Annotated in this window: 15 protein-coding genes and 1 tRNA gene; 7 read left to right on the top strand and 9 right to left on the bottom strand. The window is 60.6% G+C overall.

What is annotated here, in order from left to right; genetic code table 11:
* The first annotated feature begins 150 nt into the window (after nt 1-150).
* The 3 genes from ABRP66_RS02645 to ABRP66_RS02655 are packed head-to-tail and all read left to right on the top strand — an operon-like array spanning nt 151 to nt 2,360.
* Complete coding sequence (locus ABRP66_RS02645; RefSeq protein WP_349838303.1) at nt 151-879, top strand: Rv1157c family protein; 729 nt, start codon at nt 151-153, stop codon at nt 877-879.
* A complete protein-coding gene (locus ABRP66_RS02650) occupies nt 879-1,415 on the top strand; it encodes a ribonuclease FAU-1 family protein (RefSeq protein WP_284796307.1) in 537 nt (178 codons plus the stop codon). Before ABRP66_RS02645 ends, ABRP66_RS02650 begins: the two co-directional genes overlap by 1 nt.
* A 3-nt stretch (nt 1,416-1,418) precedes the next feature.
* Nucleotides 1,419-2,360, top strand: a complete 942-nt coding sequence (locus tag ABRP66_RS02655) for a DUF808 domain-containing protein (protein WP_349838304.1) — start codon at nt 1,419-1,421, stop codon at nt 2,358-2,360.
* Between the two features lies 1 nt (nt 2,361).
* On the opposite strand, the gene zupT is transcribed toward ABRP66_RS02655, so the two are convergent.
* Together zupT and ABRP66_RS02665 are read right to left on the bottom strand one after the other, a co-directional pair.
* Nucleotides 2,362-3,159 (bottom strand): zinc transporter ZupT, encoded by a 798-nt coding sequence (zupT, locus tag ABRP66_RS02660; protein ID WP_284850352.1) that lies wholly within the window; start codon nt 3,157-3,159, stop codon nt 2,362-2,364.
* A gap of 35 nt (nt 3,160-3,194) precedes the next feature.
* The gene (locus tag ABRP66_RS02665; RefSeq protein ID WP_410757591.1) at nt 3,195-5,111 is read right to left on the bottom strand and encodes a BCCT family transporter; all 1,917 of its coding nucleotides are present in this window, start codon (nt 5,109-5,111) and stop codon (nt 3,195-3,197) included.
* 252 nt (nt 5,112-5,363) lie between these two features.
* Here ABRP66_RS02665 and ABRP66_RS02670 point away from each other — a divergent pair, with 252 nt between their 5' ends.
* Nucleotides 5,364-6,584 carry a hypothetical protein gene (locus ABRP66_RS02670; RefSeq protein WP_284850351.1) on the top strand — a complete coding sequence of 407 codons (1,221 nt, stop codon included), beginning with the start codon at nt 5,364-5,366 and terminating at the stop codon, nt 6,582-6,584.
* Nucleotides 6,585-6,599: 15 nt separating this feature from the next.
* Here the strand turns inward: ABRP66_RS02670 and selB are convergent, their stop codons facing one another.
* The 3 genes from selB to ABRP66_RS02685 all read right to left on the bottom strand — a co-directional run bounded on the left by selB (nt 6,600) and on the right by ABRP66_RS02685 (nt 9,831).
* Nucleotides 6,600-8,384, bottom strand: a complete 1,785-nt coding sequence (gene selB, locus ABRP66_RS02675; RefSeq protein ID WP_349838305.1) for a selenocysteine-specific translation elongation factor — start codon at nt 8,382-8,384, stop codon at nt 6,600-6,602.
* Nucleotides 8,385-9,713: an L-seryl-tRNA(Sec) selenium transferase gene (selA, locus tag ABRP66_RS02680; RefSeq protein WP_349838306.1), complete on the bottom strand. Its 1,329-nt coding sequence runs from the start codon at nt 9,711-9,713 to the stop codon at nt 8,385-8,387. It abuts the gene before it with no gap.
* Nucleotides 9,714-9,736: 23 nt separating this feature from the next.
* A tRNA-Sec gene (locus ABRP66_RS02685) sits at nt 9,737-9,831 on the bottom strand.
* 76 nt (nt 9,832-9,907) lie between these two features.
* Between ABRP66_RS02685 and selD the strand changes: the two genes are divergently transcribed.
* Nucleotides 9,908-10,897 carry a selenide, water dikinase SelD gene (selD, locus tag ABRP66_RS02690; RefSeq protein WP_349838307.1) on the top strand — a complete coding sequence of 330 codons (990 nt, stop codon included), beginning with the start codon at nt 9,908-9,910 and terminating at the stop codon, nt 10,895-10,897.
* A 1-nt stretch (nt 10,898) separates the two neighbouring features.
* Nucleotides 10,899-11,480 (top strand): hypothetical protein, encoded by a 582-nt coding sequence (locus ABRP66_RS02695; protein ID WP_349838308.1) that lies wholly within the window; start codon nt 10,899-10,901, stop codon nt 11,478-11,480.
* 16 nt (nt 11,481-11,496) lie between these two features.
* On the opposite strand, the gene nrfD is transcribed toward ABRP66_RS02695, so the two are convergent.
* The 4 genes from nrfD to pcp are packed head-to-tail and all read right to left on the bottom strand — an operon-like array spanning nt 11,497 to nt 17,587.
* A complete protein-coding gene (gene nrfD / locus ABRP66_RS02700; protein WP_349838309.1) occupies nt 11,497-12,612 on the bottom strand; it encodes an NrfD/PsrC family molybdoenzyme membrane anchor subunit in 1,116 nt (371 codons plus the stop codon).
* On the bottom strand, nt 12,609-13,667 hold the full coding sequence (locus tag ABRP66_RS02705) for a 4Fe-4S dicluster domain-containing protein (protein ID WP_349838310.1): 1,059 nt from the start codon (nt 13,665-13,667) through the stop codon (nt 12,609-12,611). The genes nrfD and ABRP66_RS02705 overlap by 4 nt, the downstream gene beginning before the upstream one ends.
* A complete protein-coding gene (fdnG, locus tag ABRP66_RS02710; protein ID WP_349838311.1) occupies nt 13,668-16,943 on the bottom strand; it encodes a formate dehydrogenase-N subunit alpha in 3,276 nt (1,091 codons plus the stop codon).
* Between the two features lie 47 nt (nt 16,944-16,990).
* Nucleotides 16,991-17,587 carry a pyroglutamyl-peptidase I gene (gene pcp / locus ABRP66_RS02715; RefSeq protein WP_349838312.1) on the bottom strand — a complete coding sequence of 199 codons (597 nt, stop codon included), beginning with the start codon at nt 17,585-17,587 and terminating at the stop codon, nt 16,991-16,993.
* Between the two features lie 509 nt (nt 17,588-18,096).
* Here pcp and ABRP66_RS02720 point away from each other — a divergent pair.
* Nucleotides 18,097-19,458, top strand: a complete 1,362-nt coding sequence (locus ABRP66_RS02720; RefSeq protein ID WP_284769931.1) for a dicarboxylate/amino acid:cation symporter — start codon at nt 18,097-18,099, stop codon at nt 19,456-19,458.
* The last annotated feature ends 42 nt before the right edge of the window (nt 19,459-19,500 follow it).

Here is a 19,500-nt window from a genome sequence, read left to right on the forward strand (position 1 = left end):
TATGCCACCCCGTAACGTCTCGCGTGCCTGAAACGACCTAGTACTTGACACTTCCCAGCGGATAACTATCGTTACTAGAGTTATTACTGTTACTGCTGTGACCAATGGGGCTATACTACTTTCCCCGCGAGACAATAAGGACCTGATACCGTGAGCCACGCCCAAACTTCTTGGCGCCTAAGCGGCCGCACCGGCTACATCGCCGCTGCCACCGCTGCGCTTATTGGCCTCGCCTCTCCCCTGGTAGCGCCCGCACAGGCCTTCGCCCCAGATCTTTCCTCACTGGCACAGCAGCACATGCCCGCCAGCCCCTTGGATGAGCTCGGCCGCCCTACCCCTGAAACCCAGGACCGCGTGCGCGCCTTTGCTGCGCAGCCGTGGATCCCCGAAGACGCCCGCAATACGATCTTGTCCGCCTTGGACTTCTTCGCCGGCACCGGCGAAGGTGGTGGCGGTGTCCCCATGCCGCAGGGGGATAACCCGTACTTCCGGCAGTTTTATTGGCCCACCGTCTCCGCGCACTGCATCGGCGGCACCAACGCCGCCACCGGCTCTGGCATCGCGGTACCTGGCCCTACGGAAATTCCCGCCCCCGGCGCCGGCGAGGGCGAAACCGTCTTCCTCTTTACCGCCTTGGGCACCCCACCGGCAGCACCGGACCAAGGAGGCATGAACGTGCAGTGGTTTAATATCAATACCCTGCAAAGCGGCATTACCCCGCTGCACAATAACGGCATCAACCAGGATGGGCCCACAACGCTTTCTGGCACGGCCCACACAGGCAAGGGCCTAGTCATCGCGCTGCTCTCCGGTTCCGTTAATACCACCGAGGCACGCTGCGATTTCGTCCCCACCGCCGCCTTCCTAGAGGTGAAGTAATGGCCGTTGATCTCCACCCAGTCAAGCGGGAGACCTTTAATACTGCGGCCTTCACCAATACCGATCCCAAGGGCTACCTGCGCCAAGTCGATACCTACACCGAAACCGAGTTTGGCCTGTATATGGCACGCGGTGCCGATCACCCGCGTTTTGGCTACCTCGAATCGTGGCTGCTGCCAAGCCTTAACCTGCGCGCGAATATCTTCCACTTCCGCCCCGGCGTCGAGGTTAAGCAGGACTTTTATATCGACGTCGCCGAAATCCAGCGCCAAGGCAATGAGTGGACCACCCGCGATCTCTACGTCGACTTGGTCACCACCACCGGCGAACCCATTACTGTCCTCGACATCGACGAGCTCTCCGCAGCGACGTCCGCTGGCCTCATTTCCGCCGAGGACGCCGAACTCGCCATCGACACCACTCTAAACGCGGTCGAGGGAATTACCCGCCACGGCGACGATGCAATGGCCTGGCTTGCCCACCACGGCATAGACTTGTCTTGGTCAGAAAACGTAACTTTAGCCCCCGAAGGATAAGCCATGGCCGGTGGCCTTTTTGCCCTGCTTGACGATGTCGCTTTAATAGCCCGCGCCGCCGCCTCCAGCGTCGACGATGTGGCCGCCTTAGGCGGCAAGACATCTATGAAGTCTCTCGGCGTCGTCGTCGATGATGCCGCAGTGACCCCACAATACGTCGAGGGCATAAAACCGCAGCGCGAGCTGCCGATGATCTGGCGTATCACCAAGGGTTCGCTCATCAACAAGCTCGTCATCATTTTGCCGATTGCGATGATCCTGTCTTGGATTGCGCCGTGGGCGCTCACGCCCATCTTGATGTGCGGCGGTACCTATTTATGCTTCGAAGGCGCGGAAAAGATCCTCTCCTTCTTCCACTCCTCCCCTAGCGAGGCCACCGATACCGTCCAGAACAAGGGCCCAGAGGCCGAAGATAGCCTGGTGAAATCCGCCATCACCACCGACCTTATCCTGTCTGCTGAGATCATGGTGATTTCCTTAAATGAGGTCATCGATCAACCCTTCTGGCTGCGCCTCGGTGCGCTTATCGCCGTCGGTATCATCTTGACCTTGGGCGTCTATGGCGCCGTGGGATTGCTGGTCAAGATGGATGACATTGGCCTGGCCTTAACCCGGCGCCGCGATGGCAATTCCCTGCTAGGCAATACCTTGGTCAAGGGCATGCCCATCGTGTTGGACATCATCGGCATCATCGGTACAGCCGCCATGTTGTGGGTAGGCGGACATATCGTCACCTCGGGACTCCACGAATTCGGAGTAGACCAGCCGCACGGGTTTATCGAGGCTGCCACTGAACATATCCACAATGGCGCGCTGAGCTGGCTGGCCGACACCGGCCTGTCCATGGTGTGCGGGCTCATCCTCGGACTTGTCATCGCCAGCATCGTCATGGCCGTCAAAGCCTCGACCGGCTCACCGTCTGCCACCTCGGCAGCGCAGCACTAATTTACATAAACAGCATGAGCGATACCGCCATAATGGCCATACCGGCGATAAGGCCGTAGATGGCGTAGTGGTGTTCACCAGTTTCTTCCGCGGTGGGAAGCAGCTCATCCAGGGAGATAAACACCATGATGCCGGCTACGGCGGCAAAGCTAATGCCCATGGTGGCCGGCCCCAATACCGGTAAGAGCAGACCAAAGCCGATGAGTGCGCCCAGCGGTTCAGCCAGCCCGGAAAGCGTAGCCCACCAAAAGGCCTTCTTGCGCGAGCCGGTCGCCTCCCGCAGCGGCACCGCGACGGCGATGCCTTCCGGGATATTATGGATGGCAATCGCCACTGCCACCGGAACAGCAATCTCCTTAGATTCCAGGCCGGCTAAGAAGGTGGCAAAGCCCTCCGGGAAATTGTGCAAGCCCAGCGCTACCGCGGTAAATACGCCCGTCTTCATCAACCTGCCGCGCCGGGCATCTTCTTCCGTCGTGCCCGGTTCGTGCGGGTTGATCTCTTCTGGCACTATCCGGTCAATAATCGCGATGACCGCAACGCCAGCGAAGAAGGCTCCTACCGCGGCCCAGGTGCCGGGTTTTTCGCCGCCGAGGGCATCGCTAAGTTGCGCTATGCCCTCCGGCAGGATTTCCATGAAGGAGACATAGAGCATCACACCCGCCGAAAGCCCCAGGGCCGCGGCCATAAACGCGGGCCCTGGCTGGCGCTTTCCCACCGCCAATGCCCCGCCGATGGAGGTGGACAGGCCCGAGAGCAGGACCAGTCCAAAGGCGAAGGCGAACGTGGACAAGGTCATAGTCTGTGACTGTACCTGACAATAATTATCAAGCCTTAATGGGAAGGCGGGGTCTGTGCATCGTCTTCGCCGGAGCCGGATACGAACTCGCCATCGGCCACCGAAGGATCATCTTCCACGTAGCGGCCAGCTTCGTAGTCATAACCAATGGCATATCCTTCCTCATCAGTGCGCGCGTACCACTCCGTGACCTCTGCGGCGGTGGAATCAAACTCGCCGCCGGTGGCGTAATCGGAATCTCCCGTTGTGGGCTCGATAGACAGGGCAAAATTATCGCCGTAATCACGCACGCCGTGGATGACAGCATTGGAGACGGCCTGGTGCTCGTAATAGTGGCGGATCGAGGCCGGATCATGGCGCAGTTCTCTAATGAGGGCAATGCACATCAGCACGATGATGACGGCAAAAGGAAGCGCCGTAATGGTGATGAGGTTTTGCAGGCCTTGCAGCGCGTTTTTGCCGCCGGACATGAGAATGACCACGGCGATGCCCGCCATACAGAGCACCCAAAAGACAGTGACAGTGGGTTTCGGCTGCGGGTTGCCGCGCTGGGTGAGCTGGGAATTGACCAGCGAGGCCGAGTCCGCGGTGGTGATGAAAAATACCACTAGCATGACGATGACCAGCGGGGCCATCCAATTGGATCCGGGGAAATGGTCCAAGACGTTGAAGAAGATGTCTTCGGCCGCCGGCATGGAATCAATGGTCCCATCGGGAGCGATATCGCCATCGCGGCGCTGCAGCCAAATGGTGGTGCCGCCCAAGATGGTGAATGCTGCGATGATGATAGCGGAAGGAATAAACAGCACGCCAAGGACGAATTGGCGGATGGTGCGCCCGCGGGAAATCTTGGCCACGAATACGCCAACGAACGGCGACCACGATACCCACCACGCCCAGTAGAACGTGGTCCATGAGGACAGGAAGGAGACCATATCTTCGCCCTCTCCCATGTTGGCGGACAACATTTCGGGAGTGTTGTCGAGGTACTCAATAATGACCGCGGGCATCATATTGGCCAGGAGAGCAGTCGGTCCGATGACGAAGAAGAAGATCGCGATACCCAGCGCCAATGCCAGGTTGATATTGGATAGCCACCGCACGCCCTTAGCTACACCAGACACGGCGGAAAAGATGGTGCCGATGGACAGCACGACAATGATGACCAAGGCTGCGGTATTGCCAGTGGTAGACCAACCGCTGACGATTTCCACTCCGCGGCCGATCTGTAGCGCGCCAATTCCCAAAGTCGCCGCAGTGCCAAAGAGCGTGGCGATGATCGCCAGGCCATCGATAATGCGCGCCGGTGCGGAATCGGTGGAGCGGTTGCCAAAAAGCGGCATCAAGATGGAGCTCATGAGGGGTACGCGACCGCGGCGGAAGGACACATAGGCCACGCACAGCCCGACGATGGCGTAGATGGCCCACGCGTTAAGGCCCCAGTGCATGGCCGATTGGGCGAGCGCGCCGAGCACCGCTTCATCGCTGGCGGCTTCATAGGCGCCTGGGCGCGGTGAGAGATAATGAGTGAGCGGTTCGTAGGGTCCGAAGAAGATAAGCCCGATGCCGATGCCCGCACCAAAGAGCATGGCGGCCCAGCTAATCGTGGAAAACTCCGGCTTTTCACCATCCACGCCGAGTGGGATTTTTCCGTATTTGGAAAAGGCGAGGATCAACAGCAGGAACATCAGGCAGGTGGCCAGTGCAGTAAAGATCCAGCCTAGGTTGCGCATGACCCAGTCCAGGGCGATGGAGGAGGTATTAAAAACCTGTTCGGGAGCGAGCACGCCCCATATTACGAAGGCGATAACGAGTCCACCGACGACGCCCAGGATGGTCTTATCCACGCTGTATTTAACCTTCTGGTCCTCAATGGACACGCCAGGAACCAAGGCAGGGTGAATATTGTGCGGGTAGATGATGTCGTGCAGTATGCGTTGTGCGCCGCGCACGCGCTTTTGACTTTCTTCCGTATTATTAACGTTCTCCAGCCCACTGGTGGTTCCGTTATCGGGCCGGGACGATGAATTAGATGACAAAGCCCTACTCCTATTTCATTATTCACTATTCAACTTGTGGGAATTATTAACACGTTAACGAACAATGCCGAAAACCACCGGCTAAGCAATGTTTTACCCCCACATGCGTAAAATGAAACCCGTACGTTACGCCCCGCTTTGAAGCTTTGGAGTTACTGTCTTCCTATGGTGCCTTACCCGCTTGCTACCAGCTACTTCGGTGTTGAACACGTCGCTATATTGGAACATGTTATCTCCGGCACGGTGCTCAGCATCCCTGGTATGGGTAGTCAGCCCGCGCTTATCGATGTCTCTCTAGAGCCCGATACCTACTCCAACGGCTGGCGGGTGCGTTCGGAGTTTGGCTTCATCGGGTTTCTCGATGAGGTAGAGGCAGCCGAATACCCGGACCTGCACCGGTTGAAGGCATCGCAAGCCACCCCGCAGACAGTAGCCACGGTCGGCATTGTTGAGGGCGAACTCGAGGTTGCCGTCTCCCTCGGGCTGTGGCCGTGGATGGTGCCGGTCAATGACCAGCCGGCCGAATCGGCGTTGCTCGCCGGCGGCCACGGTGCAGTCGTTGATACTGCGGCGGGCGACCTGACCGAGTCGCAGCTATCTCACTTTGAAACGCAGCAGTTCTTTGTCACACTCAAAGTCATCGATGATGCCGTCGTGGCCGCCTGCGGCGATACTGTGCTCGGCCCGTGCGGCGCGTTGAGCCAGTTGCCTGGCCTGCGCACCGCGTATGCGGCGGCGCAAGAAGCCGGTACCACGATGGCCGCCCGTGCGTATAGCGCCGGTGGGATGATCGCGGTCGATATCCCCGCAGCGGATTCCCCAGATAGCGAATTATTCTCCCCGGCGGTGCCACCCCTGCGGGTGCCGTCTGGCCGCACCGCGCTTCCTGGTGCCACTACGTCCCACCGGGCCACCCCAGCTCCGCCCGAGGAGTGGGAGTTCGCGCTGGAGTCCGCTGACATCGCCGGCGATCTTCCCACAGGCACGCGGCGCCCGGTCAGTCCCAATACCGACGCGGCCACGGCAACCACAGGTTCTGCAGAAGCCCCGCCCGCGACGCCCAGCGCTACCTCGGAGAACGGCGCTGCCGCAGAGGACAGTGCTGCCCCAGAGGACGGCGCCACGGTAGGCATAGACAAAGAAGAAAAGGCATCTCCCACCCCGCCGGCGCCTCGTGCTCGCGACAACGATGAGGCCGCAGCACCACCCGCTAGCAGTGGCTTGGCCGACTTGGTCTCATCCATGCCGGGCTCACAAAACCTGAGCTGGCGCGCACTTCCCGTCGCGGAGGAACCGGGCCGTTTTTCTTCCGAATCCGCCCGCGTGCGTGCCCGGCGCGTGGCGCGCGAGCAGTCCCGCCCGCGCGGCGGAAATCACCGCAAATAGATCGGACACGTTTGCTTAGCGCAGTGTGCGCTTGCCGCCTTCGCCGCGGCGGGTAATGCCGTGGGCATCGAGGTATTCCAGCAGCGGGATGGCCACCCGGCGGGTGGTCCCTAGCGCTTGGCGGGCGGCGGACAGGGTGAAGGGCTGCTCGAGTTGTGAGAGGCGCTCCCGCGCCTTGCCCGGCGCGTCCGGTAAGAGGATGATCCCGTCTTTCAGGCGTAATAGGCGCCCGGCGCGCTCGGCTGCGGCCAGTTCTTTCTCGCTCAGCCCCAGCTCTTTAAGCTCGTGCACCTCCGGTGCGGCGAAGGGCTCCTTTTCTAACATGCGCTCTAATTCGGCCACGGCGGACTCGGCGGCGCCAAGATCCACGGTGTGGCCCGGCAGGCGGATAAGGCCTTCGGATTCTTCCGCGTGGGCAGCGGCCACCGCTAGGCGCAGCAGCCCCTCTTCCTTAAGTCCCAAGGCATCGAGTGCCGCCTTGCGCGGCATGCCCGGTGCGAGCGGATTGGCCGCGGCGTGCTCCTGCAGCGCGGTAGTCAGCGCTTCTTTCCAGCGCGTTACCTGGCGGGCGGCAATCCACCACTGTTGAAAGTTAATGATGCCCGACGGCGTGGCATCGGTGTCATAACCATCGAGTTCCAGGTCCGCGCGCCGGGCATAGCCCACACGCTGCAGGTAGGAGGAAGGATTGCGGAAAGAGGTGTGCTCCGCCAATGCCTCGGCACGCTTGCGGGCGGCACCGCGGCGATATAGCTCCGGCGGGCGCACGTCGATGACCTCCACGCCGGCGCTGACATGGCGGCCACCGGGGCTGCGGACGACAAGGCGATCCAGGATGACCAGCGGCATAGCGCGCGATAGGCGCAGGCGGGCAAAATCCGCTGATAGCGGCCGCAGGTGCGCTTCTACTCCGGCGGTACCGCAGTGGACCACGAGGTTATCGGGCAGTTCATCAAGTGCGGTGCCAAAGGTGCGGTGGACGTCTACGGTATCGATAGCGCGCCACGCACCTGGGCTAAGCAGCAGGTCACCGCGGTGGATATCGGCGGCATCAACCCCGCGCAGGTTAACTGCGGCACGTGTTACGGGGCCCAAGGATTCCTGCGCGGTATTTTCGCTGTGCAAGCCGCGGATCTCCACGCGCTTGTCCCCTGCCGCGGTGGAAAGCACCAAGGTATCGCCGGTGCGCAGCGTGCCAGCACTCAGCGTCCCGGTCACCACGGTTCCCGCGCCCTTGACGCTAAAGGCGCGGTCGATCCACAGGCGCACCGGGGCGTCTGTGTCGGGTGCGGGCACGCGGGCCACCAAGTCATCGAGCGCCGCGCCCAGTTCCGCCAGGCCATAGCCGGTGTGGGAGGAGACAGGGATAATGGGGGCATCGGCAAGCGGCGTGGCAGAAAACTGCGTGCGCACCTGGGCAGTGACCTCCGCGCGGCGCTTTTCATCGGCGCGGTCGCTGCGGGTCAGGGCGATAATCCCGTGCTCGATACCCAGCGCGTGCAGCGCATCGCGGTGGTCGGTGGATTGGGCCTGCCAGCCCTCGTCCGCGGCAACCACGAAGAGCACCACGGAGGCCGGGCCCACACCGGCGAGCATATTGCCAAAGAACTTTTCGTGGCCGGGGACATCGACAAACGCCACGTCCGCACCAGAGGGCAGCGCCGTCCACACAAAGCCCAGATCAATGGTCAGCCCGCGGCGCTTTTCCTCGGCCCACCTATCCGGATCCATATCCGTTAAGGCGCGCACCAGGCTGGATTTGCCGTGATCGACATGTCCGGCGGTCGCGATAACGTACACCTACATCACCGCCCGGATGGCCGCGATGAGCACCTCATCCTGGGTCTCGGGCACGCAGCGCACGTCGATGAGGCAGCGGCCCTGGTGCTGGCGCGCCATCACCGGCGGGGTGTGCTGGCGCAGCTTTGGCGCCAGTTCCTCCGGCAGGGATACCGCAACGCCAGGCAGCGGGTATTCGGGGGCGCCTCCCCCGCCGACGCGGCCTGCGTGGTCAACAACCTCGCCGCCCACCGCCGCGGCGATGGCCTCGGTGCGCGCGCGGTGGCACGCCGGGTCAAGGTGGAGCGCCTGCTGCACCGCATTGGCAGGCGTTGTGATCGCTGCTTCCAAGGCATTGAGCCGCAGCTTATCGATGCGCACCGCCCGCGCCAACGGGTGCTTCTTCACCGCCGCAATCGCGCCCTTAGTGCCCAACAGGATCCCGGCCTGCGGCCCGCCCAACAGCTTATCGCCCGAGGCGATGACAATATCCGCCCCGGCCTTGAGCTGCGCGTGAATATCGGGCTCGTCTGGCAGGACCGGATCATGGGTGAGCAAGCCTGAGCCGAGATCCACAATAAGGTTCGTGTCTTGTTTCTTCGCCAGCTGCGCCAACTCGCCCACACCCACCGAGGAGCTAAACCCCTCAATCCGAAAATTGGACGGGTGCACCTTCAAAATCGCGCCGGTCTCCTCCCCCAGCGCGCCTTCATAATCATGGAGGTGCGTCCGGTTGGTCGCGCCTACCTCCCGCAGGCGCGTCGCGGTGGATTCAATCAGCTCGGGTAGGCGGAACCCCGCGCCGATTTCAATGAGCTCGCCGCGCGAGATGATGATCTCCTTGCCCGGGGCCAACGCGGCCGTGGCCAGCAATAGGGCCGCCGCACCGTTATTGACCACCAGCGCATCCTCCGCGCCGGGGCAGGCCGCCAAAAGGGCCTGGGTGGCACCGGCACCACGCCGGGACGAGCGCCGCCCGGTGTCTAAGTCCATTTCCACGTCGGTATATCCGGCTGCGTCCTGCAGCGCGGCGATCGCGGCCTCTGGCAGTGGGGCGCGGCCCAAGTTTGTATGGATAATGACACCGGTAGCATTGATGACCGGCTGCAAGGAATGGGTGCTGTGTTCTGCCAGCCTTAGTGCTATTTCTTTTTCCACGCTGGCAACGGGCACGTCCCCGCGGCGGGCGGCGGAGAGCACGCCTTGAATCGTGGCGCGGATGGCGTGTTCGGCGATTATCTCCCGCGCGCTTTCTACCGCGGGGAGCCGCAAAAGCTCATCCATGCGGGGTAAATTCCGGCGGGGATCACGGGCATTATTCGCGGGGCGACCAGCGTTATGGCTCGGCACTCGTTTTCCTCCTTGCGCGCGTATGGCGGAGACGGACAGGAATCGAACCTGCCAGACCGAGATGCTCGGCCTCACCGGTTTTGAAGACCGGGGCGCCCACCAGGACACGTACGCCTCCGCCTGGCTACTTTACAGATCCCGCGCGCACCCCACCGCCGCCGCCCCACCACTTTCCGGCGGGTAAAATGACCAGCATGACCGAGCAGATTAATTTAACCTCTTTCGCCGCCGGTGGCGGCTGCGCCTGCAAGATTCCCGCCGGGGAATTGGAATCAGCGGTAGAAGGGCTCATCGGCAAGGCCGATCCCAATGTCCTGGTCGGCCTCGACGATGGCGATGATGCTGCAGCAGTCAAGATCGACAACGGCCTCGCCGTGATTTCCACCGCGGACTTTTTCACCCCCATGGTCAATGATCCCTATACCTGGGGCCAGATCGCCGCAGCCAATGCGCTATCCGATGTCTACGCTATGGGTGGCACCCCCATTACCGCCATCAACCTCGTGGGCTGGCCCAATGAAAAGCTTGGGTTGGACGTCCTGCGCGAGGTGCTGCGCGGCGGCATGGATAAAGCCACCGAGGCGGGCATTTCCATTACCGGCGGTCACTCCATTACCGCCCCAGAGCCGCTGTACGGCATGGCGGCGACGGGCATCGGCGATCCCGAAAAACTCATGCGCAACGATGCCGCGGAGGCCGGCCTGCCCATTACGCTGACCAAGCCCATCGGCGTGGGCATTTTGAATAATAAGCACAAGGCCACCGGCGAGGTATCCCAAGCAGCCATCGATTCCATGACCGCGCTCAACCGCCAGGCCGCCCAGGATGCGGTCGCCGCCGGTGCGCGCGCGGCCACCGATGTCACCGGCTTCGGGCTGCTCGGCCACCTGTACAAGATGTGCCGCGCCTCCGGCGTATCGGCTGAGCTGGACTTTTCCGCGGTCCCCACCGTGGACGGTGCCACCGATGCCCTCGCGGAAGGCTTTATCCCGGGCGGCTCGCGCCGCAATCTGGATTGGGTGCGCCCGCACCTGCAGCCCTCCTCCCTTACGGAGGAAGAGCTAGTGCTGCTTGCCGATGCCCAAACTTCCGGCGGCCTCCTCATCATCGGCGAAGTCCCGGGCTACCCCGTCATCGGCCGCACGACATCGCTTTCTGACGATTCCTACATCACCATTTCCTAAGATGAGCCACCGCCTTTTTAGCCTGCCCCTTGCCACCCTCGCCCTCGGCGCGGGCCTTGTCGCCTGTGCCGACGGGAGCACCAACCGCGGCTGCTCACCCATCGAATTATCGGAGCTGCGCACTTCCCTTCCCGACACCCTCATCGGCGCTAACCAGGATCCCGATTCCACCAGCGATGAGGATGACTCCTTCTCCGTGCTCTACGGCGGCGACTCGCCGGAGAAGGTTAGCGTACTGGGCACGAAATACGAGTCCGATAACGAGGTCGTATGCCCTGATGACCCAGATGCGGCGGCAGAGCGCTACTTGGAACTGGTCAATGAGGACATCGATAAGCAAAATGCCGCCCAAGGCCGCGCGGGAAATGAGTACAAACCATTCGATTTCACCGCAGCGGACCGGCATTTTTATTGCTCGGCCTGGGAGGTCGAGGATGCCATCTCGACCACCTGCGTGACCACGGTCCATGACGCGGCGGTCAACTACTATCTCCACCGCGATTCCGAGTCCTTAGAGGCGGAGCAATCGCGCATGCAGGAGATCGGCGAAGAGCTCGCCGATTCCTTTGCCAACCTCGACTAAGCCTGGCCAGCCCTCGCTAGCCTGCGCTGAGCACGTCGGTGGCAAGACCCTGCTCGCGCCGGCGCCGCTCCGCGCGGCGCTTTTGCGGGCCCATCGTGGTGGCCGGGTTCTTGACCGCTTCAAGGCCCGCGTTGAGCACGCCAAAGCGCGTGCACGCGGATCCGGCAAGCAATGATAGGCCCACGGCCACAGACACGGCGCGGGACTTCGTCGCCGCCGCCACCGCACTGCCCACCCCGCCAGCGGCAATCAAGTATTCCGAGGCGCGCATGAGCTTTCCCGGCGTTCCGTGATGCAATTCCTCGCGCGGCTCCGGCTCCATATTGCTTTCAAGCACCTTCGTCGCCGCGATATCGCTGGCCGCAGCTGCCATTCCTAAGGCACGGGCGGGACCGGCGTGCTTTACCGGAGTGGTCACCATGGCCAGGCCAGAGGCTGCTGCCGAAGCCGAGGACACAAAGACATAGGGCAAGTGCCGCTTCATGTCATTCCACACTGGGTTGGACGTATTAGACAGCAATACCGCCGTATATCCGGCCAGTGGGCCACCGAGCACACCGGTTATCACTCCGGCCGGAGTCGCGGCCTTGCTCAGGCTCGCGCGCAGCCACTTCGGCAGCGGAAATCTCCGCTTGGTCGCGTTATCCACCTCTACCGCGGCCGGAATGGCCGCCGCGGTGGAAAAGCCCGCGAGCAGCCACGATCCGAGCGACATCGGCGAGGTCACCTTGAAGACGCGGAACATATTCAACGCGCGCTCCGGCCGGCCCAGGTCCAAAATCAAAAAGACCGATCCTGCGGCCGCCGCGCCAAAGGCCGCTACCCGCGTGGTCCGGCGCAAAGGTGCGTTGCCTGCGGCCTGTGCACCGGTAGCCAAAAGGCCCGATCCGCCGGCTATACCGCCCAATAAGAAATATCCACCGATGGGCCACTCCCACGGCGGGGCCTTAACCACGGGCCTGCCGTAGTAGGAAGAAAACTCAAAGTCTTCTGCCATCCGCTCCTCTTTGGAGCCATCCTGCGCACCCGCGCCCGGGCGCTTGCGCTTCTTCTTGCGCTTTGGCCCGTCGAAATTACGGTAGCGATTCGGCCGCTCCGGTTGCGGTGGCCGGTACTCATCAAAACCGCTCATTTGCGCCCTCCAATCAAAAAGGAACCCGCCACGGCGAGTGCCATCCCACCGATGGCCTTGGCCGCGGTTTTATACATGTTCGGCAAATCCGCAGTGGGCACGCGCGGGTCCGGCGGCAGGCCATAGACCTCTGGCGAATCCAGCAATAAGAAGATAGAGCCGGTTCCGCCCACGCCATCATTGTCATTGGCGCCATAGAGCCGCGCCTCCGTTATGCCCTGTTCGTGCAGGACGCGCACGCGATCCTTCGCTGCGGCCAGCATGTCCTCATAGGTACCGAACTGGATGGAATCCGTCGGACACGTCTTGGAACAGGCCGGCTGCTCGCCCTGTTTCAGGCGGTCATAGCACATGGTGCACTTCTGGGCGACGCCCACATTCTTAATCGGCATTGCCTCGCCAGGCGTATGGTCTGTGCCTTGGGGCTTGCGCTGCTTGAGCTTGTTGAGCACGTTGATGCCGGCGTGCGAATTATCCTGATAATCCACCGTCGCGGTCTTATCGTATTTCAACGACACCCCGCCGTCATCGCGGCGTTCGATGACGCCGAAGGGGCATCCCGCCACGCAGGTTCCGCAGCCATTGCACACATCATCTTGGACGACCACGGTGCCAAACTCGGTGCGGAAGAGAGCACCCGTTGGGCAGACGTCCAAACACCCTGCATGCGTGCAGTGCTTGCAGACGTCCGAGGACATCAACCACCGGAACGTATCCGTATCCGGCGGAGTGGTATCGACCTCATCCGGCTTTCCGCCGATGGTGGGCATGCCAAGGGAAATAAGCTGTTTTCCCTCTTCGCGTGCCTTTTCGATGCGGTCATTGTTTTGTTCCACAAAGGCCACGTGGCGCCACGTATTAGCGCCCAAAGCGCCGGTGTTGTCATAGGAATTACCGGTGACGTCATATCCCTCTACCGGGTTGCGGTTCCATTCCTTGCACGCCACCTCGCAGGCCTTGCAGCCGATGCACACGGACGTATCGGTGAAAAAGGCCATGCGGCGGTAGGAATCATCGCCGTGCCGGCCCGCGTCCTCGGTCAGTAGATTAGTCATTTACTTACCTTCTTCGCCATCGCTTGCCGTCTCATCATCACTACTATCCGCGCCAGATTGACTGTGCTTTTCGGGCTCGGGGTTATAAGTAAACGAGTCAGGAATCGACAACAAATCATTGCCGGAATCAACGCTCAGCTGCGCCCGCTCCTGATACTGCTTGAGCAGCTTCAAGCGGCCTTCTCCCCTTGGCCGGCGGCCCGGCTGGATATCGCAGGCACCGATCTTTGAGTTCTGAATGAACACATTCGGTTCGAGCGTAAGGCCCAAGAGATCGTTGGCACCGTCACCGACCACAGCGGTGGTCTCGGACTCGCCGTAGTGGAAGGGCAGGCCAATCTGGTGGAATTCTTCCCCATTAATCTTCAGCATCTGCATGCGATCGGTGACCAAGACCTGCGCCTCAATCACGCCGCGCGGCGAGATAATCGTCGCCCACTCGCCATTTTCCAAGCCGCGCTTTGCGGCCAAGTCCTTATCCACCTCGCAGAATAGGCTCGGCTGCAGCTCCGCCAGATAAGGCAGGCGGCGCGACATCGCACCCGAGGTGTACATCTCCGTAAGGCGGTAGGTAGAAAATACGAACGGAAAAACCTCCGCACCGGGCATGCCCGGTTCTGGACGCTGCAAGTTATCCGGGCGCTTGATGGTCAAGCGCGTCGGCGATTGCTGCTGCTTATACAGCACGTTGGTCACCGGAGACTCCTGCGGCTCGTAGTGGGTGGGCAAAGGGCCATCGGAAAGCCCGGAAGGCGCAAAGAGCCACCCGCGACCGTCCGCCTGCATGATGAAGGCGTCCGTGCCATCAAGGGCGTCCGGACCGACGGCATCGGCGGGAGCCTTGTACTCGGGCGACTTCGTCACCGGGAAGTCAGGGACGTCATCGCCTACCCACTTGCCCTGGGCCTCGTCCCACCACACGTACTTCTTGCGCTCGGACCACGGGGTGCCATCCGGCTTGGCCGATGCACGGTTGTACAAAATGCGGCGGTTAGCAGGCCATACCCAGCCCCACTCGGGCGCGACCTCGTTCTGCTCCGAACCCGGGACCTTGCGCGCGGACTGGTTAACGCCGTCCTTGTACACGCCGGTGTAGATCCAGCAGCCGCCGGAGGTCGTGCCGTCATTCTTCATCTCCACGAAGGTGGGCAAAAGCTCACCCTTCTTAGGCCCATCCAGGTAGTAGCCGTTGATCTCTTTGAGGACGTCCTCAGAGTTCGGCTCACCTTCCTCATCTTCCGCATAATCCCACGTCACCTTCTGAAGCGGGAGATCGCGCGGATCAGTGGAATCGCGCAGGCGTTCCTTCAGCTTCTTGCCCAGCTGGTAGAAGAACCACAGCTCGCTCTTGGCATCGCCTGGCGGCGGCGCCGCTTGGAAGCGCCACTGCAGCATGCGTTGGGTCTGGGTAAAGGTACCGGCCTTTTCCACGTGGGTGGCTGCGGGCATTAGGAAGACCTCGGTTTCGATGTCTTCGGTCTTCAACTCGCCGTTTTTAATCTCCGGTGCATCCTTCCAGAACGATGCGGTTTCGATTTCCTGGAAATCGCGCACCACTAGCCACTTCAGCGATGCCAAACCGCGACGTTGCATGCCACCATTGGACTGCGCCACCGCCGGATTCTGGCCAAAGACGAAGTAGCCATCTACCTGCCCATTAAGCATGGCCTGCAGGGTTTCGTAGGTGGAATGCGCGCCGGAAATGCGCGGCATGAGGTCATAGCCCCAGTTATTTTCCTTGGTCGCCGCGTCTCCCCAGTAGGACTTCATCAAGGACACGGCGTAATTTTCGCCGATCTGCCAGAAGCCCTTTTGGGACTCATCCCGGATCTCATCCACGAATTCCGGCCACGTCTGCTTTTCCACGCTCGGCATGGGCAGGTAGCCGGGCAGGGAGTGGAAGAGCGTCGGGATGTCCGTGGATCCCTGAATGGAGGCATGCCCGCGCAGGGCCATGATTCCGGAGCCCGGACGGCCCACATTGCCCATCAAGAGCTGCAAAATGGCAGCGGTACGGATGAACTGCGCGCCCAAGGTGTGCTGGGTGAAGCCCAAGGCATAAGCGAAACACGTGGTGTGTTCCGGATCCGAATTCTGCGCAATGGAATCCGCCAGGTAGTAGAAGTCTTCCTGCGCGATGCCGCAGGTTTCTTCTACCAGCTCAGGGGTATAGCGCGCATAGTGGCGCTTGAGAATCTGGAAGACCGAATTCGGGTGCTCCAGGGTGTCATCTCGCTCCACATTCCAGGAAGAACCTTCCGGCTTTTGCACGTACTGCCACGAATCGGTCACGTACGTGCCGGTTTCCGGGTCATAGCCAGAAAACAGTCCGTCCAATTCCTCGGTGTCCTGGTAGTCCTCCGAGATGATCATCGGCGCATTGGTATATGCCACGACATAATCGCGGAAGTACAGTTCATTCTGGAGCATGTAATTAATGACCGCACCCAACAGCACCACGTCGGTACCGCCGCGAATACCAATGTGACGGTTGGAGAACGCAGAGGTACGCGTATACCGCGGATCCACGTGAATAATGCGGGCACCACGCTTTTTAGCTTCTACGACCCACTGGAATCCCACCGGGTGGCACTCGGCCATATTCGAACCCTCAATGACGATGCAATCAGCATTCGCCATATCCTGCAGCGGTTGGGTTGCGCCGCCGCGGCCAAACGAAGTTCCTAAACTAGGAACTGTGGCGGAGTGTCATATGCGCGCCTGGTTTTCGAGCTGCACCGCACCGGCAGCGGTAAAAAGCTTCTTGATGAGGTAGTTTTCCTCGTTATCCAAGGTCGCGCCACCAAGGCCAGCGACACCCATCGTGCGGTTCAACGTCCGCCCCGAGTCGTCGGTGTCTTGCCAGCCCTTCCGGCGCGCTTCCAAGAAACGATCCGCGATCATGTCCATCGCGGTGTCTTCATCCAGCTCCTGCCACTCGGTGGAGTGCGGTGCGCGATATTTAATCTTGGTCAAACGCGTTGCGGAGTTGACCAACTGCTCCGACGCCGAGCCCTTGGGGCACAAACGCCCGCGCGAAATCGGCGAATCTGGATCGCCCTCAATCTGGATGACCCGGTCATCTTTGACGTATACGCGCTGGGCACAACCGACGGCGCAGTATGGGCACACGGATTGCACCACGCGGTCAGCTTCCACCGTGCGCCCGTGCTTTTCCTTACTCTTAGAAGACTGCGTATTGATATCCCTGCCAAAGGGATCGCCGCTACGCAGCTGGCGCACCACCGGCCAGTTGAGAGGACTTAAGCGAGACATGACTTTAAATCTATATTTGGGCGGAAAATTTCTCTAGCAAGGTGACCCTAAGCGTTTTTCGCAACTGCGCTGATCGCGCATTCCACGCCCTGCACGACGTCCGCGAGCTCCAGCAGCGGGCTGTTTTCTTTATTCTGCTCCTTAATAAACGGCACGTGGATAAAGCCTGCTTTTACCTGCGTATCTTTGAAATGGTGCAGCAGGCCATAAAGCAGGTGGTTGCACACAAACGTTCCCGCGGTGGTCGAGACCCGTGCCGGAATCTCCGCCTCCTGAATCGCTGCGACCATCGCCTTCACCGGCAGAGTGGAAAAGTATGCGACTGGGCCACCTTCAACCACTGGTTCATCGATTGGCTGGTTGCCCGCATTATCCGGAATAGAAGCATCCGCCAAGTTGATGCCTACCCGCTCCGGAGTGATATGCCCGCGCCCGCCGGCCTGCCCCAGGCAGACCACCGCGTCCACATCTTCTTCCTCGGCCGCAGCAATTGCCTGTTTCAGTGCTTCACCGAATACCGTTGGCACAGGGTGCTTAATAATCTGCGCGCCGCCGATTTCATCCGGCAGCCTATCCAGCGCACGTTCTGTAGGGTTAATCTCTTCGCCGCCAAAGGCATCAAAAGCAGTTACCAGAATCTTCATCATTCCAGTATGGCAGCTAACGGTACCCCGCTGCTTTGATTAAGCGCTGTTCTCTTAGTTTGCGCGTAGTACCCAACCGCCCTTCGCGCTCACCGGCAGCGGCTTTCACCGGGGCGCTGCGCTATCGGTGAGCGCGAAGGTGAGGAAGACGAATTCGAGCGGACGGGCAGTGTATTAAATCGAGGGCGACCATTCATCTCCCCTACCCCTCCCTTCGCGCTCACGGGAGATAGGCGAGCCAACCGAGCTGATGCTCGCGGTGAGCGCGAAGGGCGGCGTTGCAGGAGGAGGAGATAAAGGGCGGGATGGAGGTCGCAGCTGAAGGTGAAAGCACGAGTGGTTACTGAACCGCTTTATCTACAAAGCGATCATAGCAATTCTCCTGCTGCAAACGAGACCCTTTTTCTTTGCGGTTTGACGCGTGGAATAAAGTGAAACTAGTTGAAGTTGAACAGAACCGTACTCAACAAATAGTCAGACCTGTTCATTTTATTTCTAAAGGACGTTCTATGACACAAAAAGTTTCCTCTCACTCCAAACTTCCTAGCTGGGCAACGGGGTTTGGCGCGCAAGTCATTGCGGGCCTTATTATCGGCCTCATCCTGGGACTGATTGCATCTGGGATGGATACCGACCCTGACAATCCAGGGTGGTTGACCAACCTACTCAGCGGAGTCGGTGGCGCCTATGTCCAGCTATTGAAGGTCATGGTTCCGCCGCTTATCTTCGCCGCGGTGGTCACCTCTGTAGCTAACCTGCGCAAGGTTGCCAATGCCGCATCCTTGGCCATTTCTACGTTGGTGTGGTTCGCCATTACGGCGTTCTTCTCCGTCATCGTGGGCATCGTCGTGGCATTAGTCATGAAGCCCGGTGCTGGCACGAGCGTCGATGCATCCGCTGCAGAGGATCCGTCAAGCGTTGGTTCGTGGACTGCCTTCTTTGAGCAGCTCCTGCCACAAAACTTCTTTGGCCTTACCGCCTCTGCCAGCGATGGCGAAATATCGCTGAACTTCGGTGCGCTTCAGCTGCTGGTTATCTCCTTGGCCATTGGCATTGCCGCCGTACAGACCGGTAAGGCAGCCGATCCCTTCCTGCACTTTACGGAGTCCTTCCTCAAGGTCATCCAGAAGGTCCTGTGGTGGATTATCCGCCTGGCACCGATTGGTACCGCAGCGCTCATTGGTAAGGCAGTTGCTACCTACGGCTGGGACGCACTTGGCTCCCTGGGCAAATTCGTCTTGGCAATGTATGTGGGCCTGGCAATCGTCTTCGCCGTGGTCTACCCAGCGGTACTGAAGTTCAACAATATCTCGGTCACGGGCTTCTACAAGCGCATTTGGCCGGTAACGTCCTTGGGCTTTGTCACCCGCTCCTCTATGGGTGTTATGCCCGCAACGCAACGCTTCAGCGAACGCGCCTTAGGCGTTCCCACCGAGTACGCGTCCTTCGCAGTGCCACTCGGCGCTACTACGAAGATGGATGGCTGCGCCTCTGTCTACCCTGCTGTTGCTGCGATTTTCGTCGCGCAATTCTATGGCGTGGACCTAGACTTCACGCAATACCTGCTCATCATTTTCGTCTCCGTTATTGGTTCCGCGGCTACCGCGGGTACCACTGGCGCGACAGTCATGCTCACGCTGACTCTGTCCACGCTGGGCCTCCCTTTGGCCGGCGTTGGCTTGCTGCTGGCCATTGAGCCCATCATTGACATGGGCCGTACGGCACTCAACGTCACGGGTCAGGCATTGTGCGCGACGGTCGTCGCCAAGCGCGCGGGCATCCAGAACCAAGAGGTCTGGGATGAAGCCGAAAATGGCGTCAAGCACATCATGGAGGAAGACTCCGACGAGGAAGTAAGCGTCAAGGCTTAATAAACGAAAATAAAGGCCCAGGGCACAGCGCCTTGGGCCTTG

It is taken from the genome of Corynebacterium sp. KPL2680 (genome assembly GCF_040225675.1).
GTDB lineage: Bacteria > Actinomycetota > Actinomycetes > Mycobacteriales > Mycobacteriaceae > Corynebacterium > Corynebacterium rhinophilum.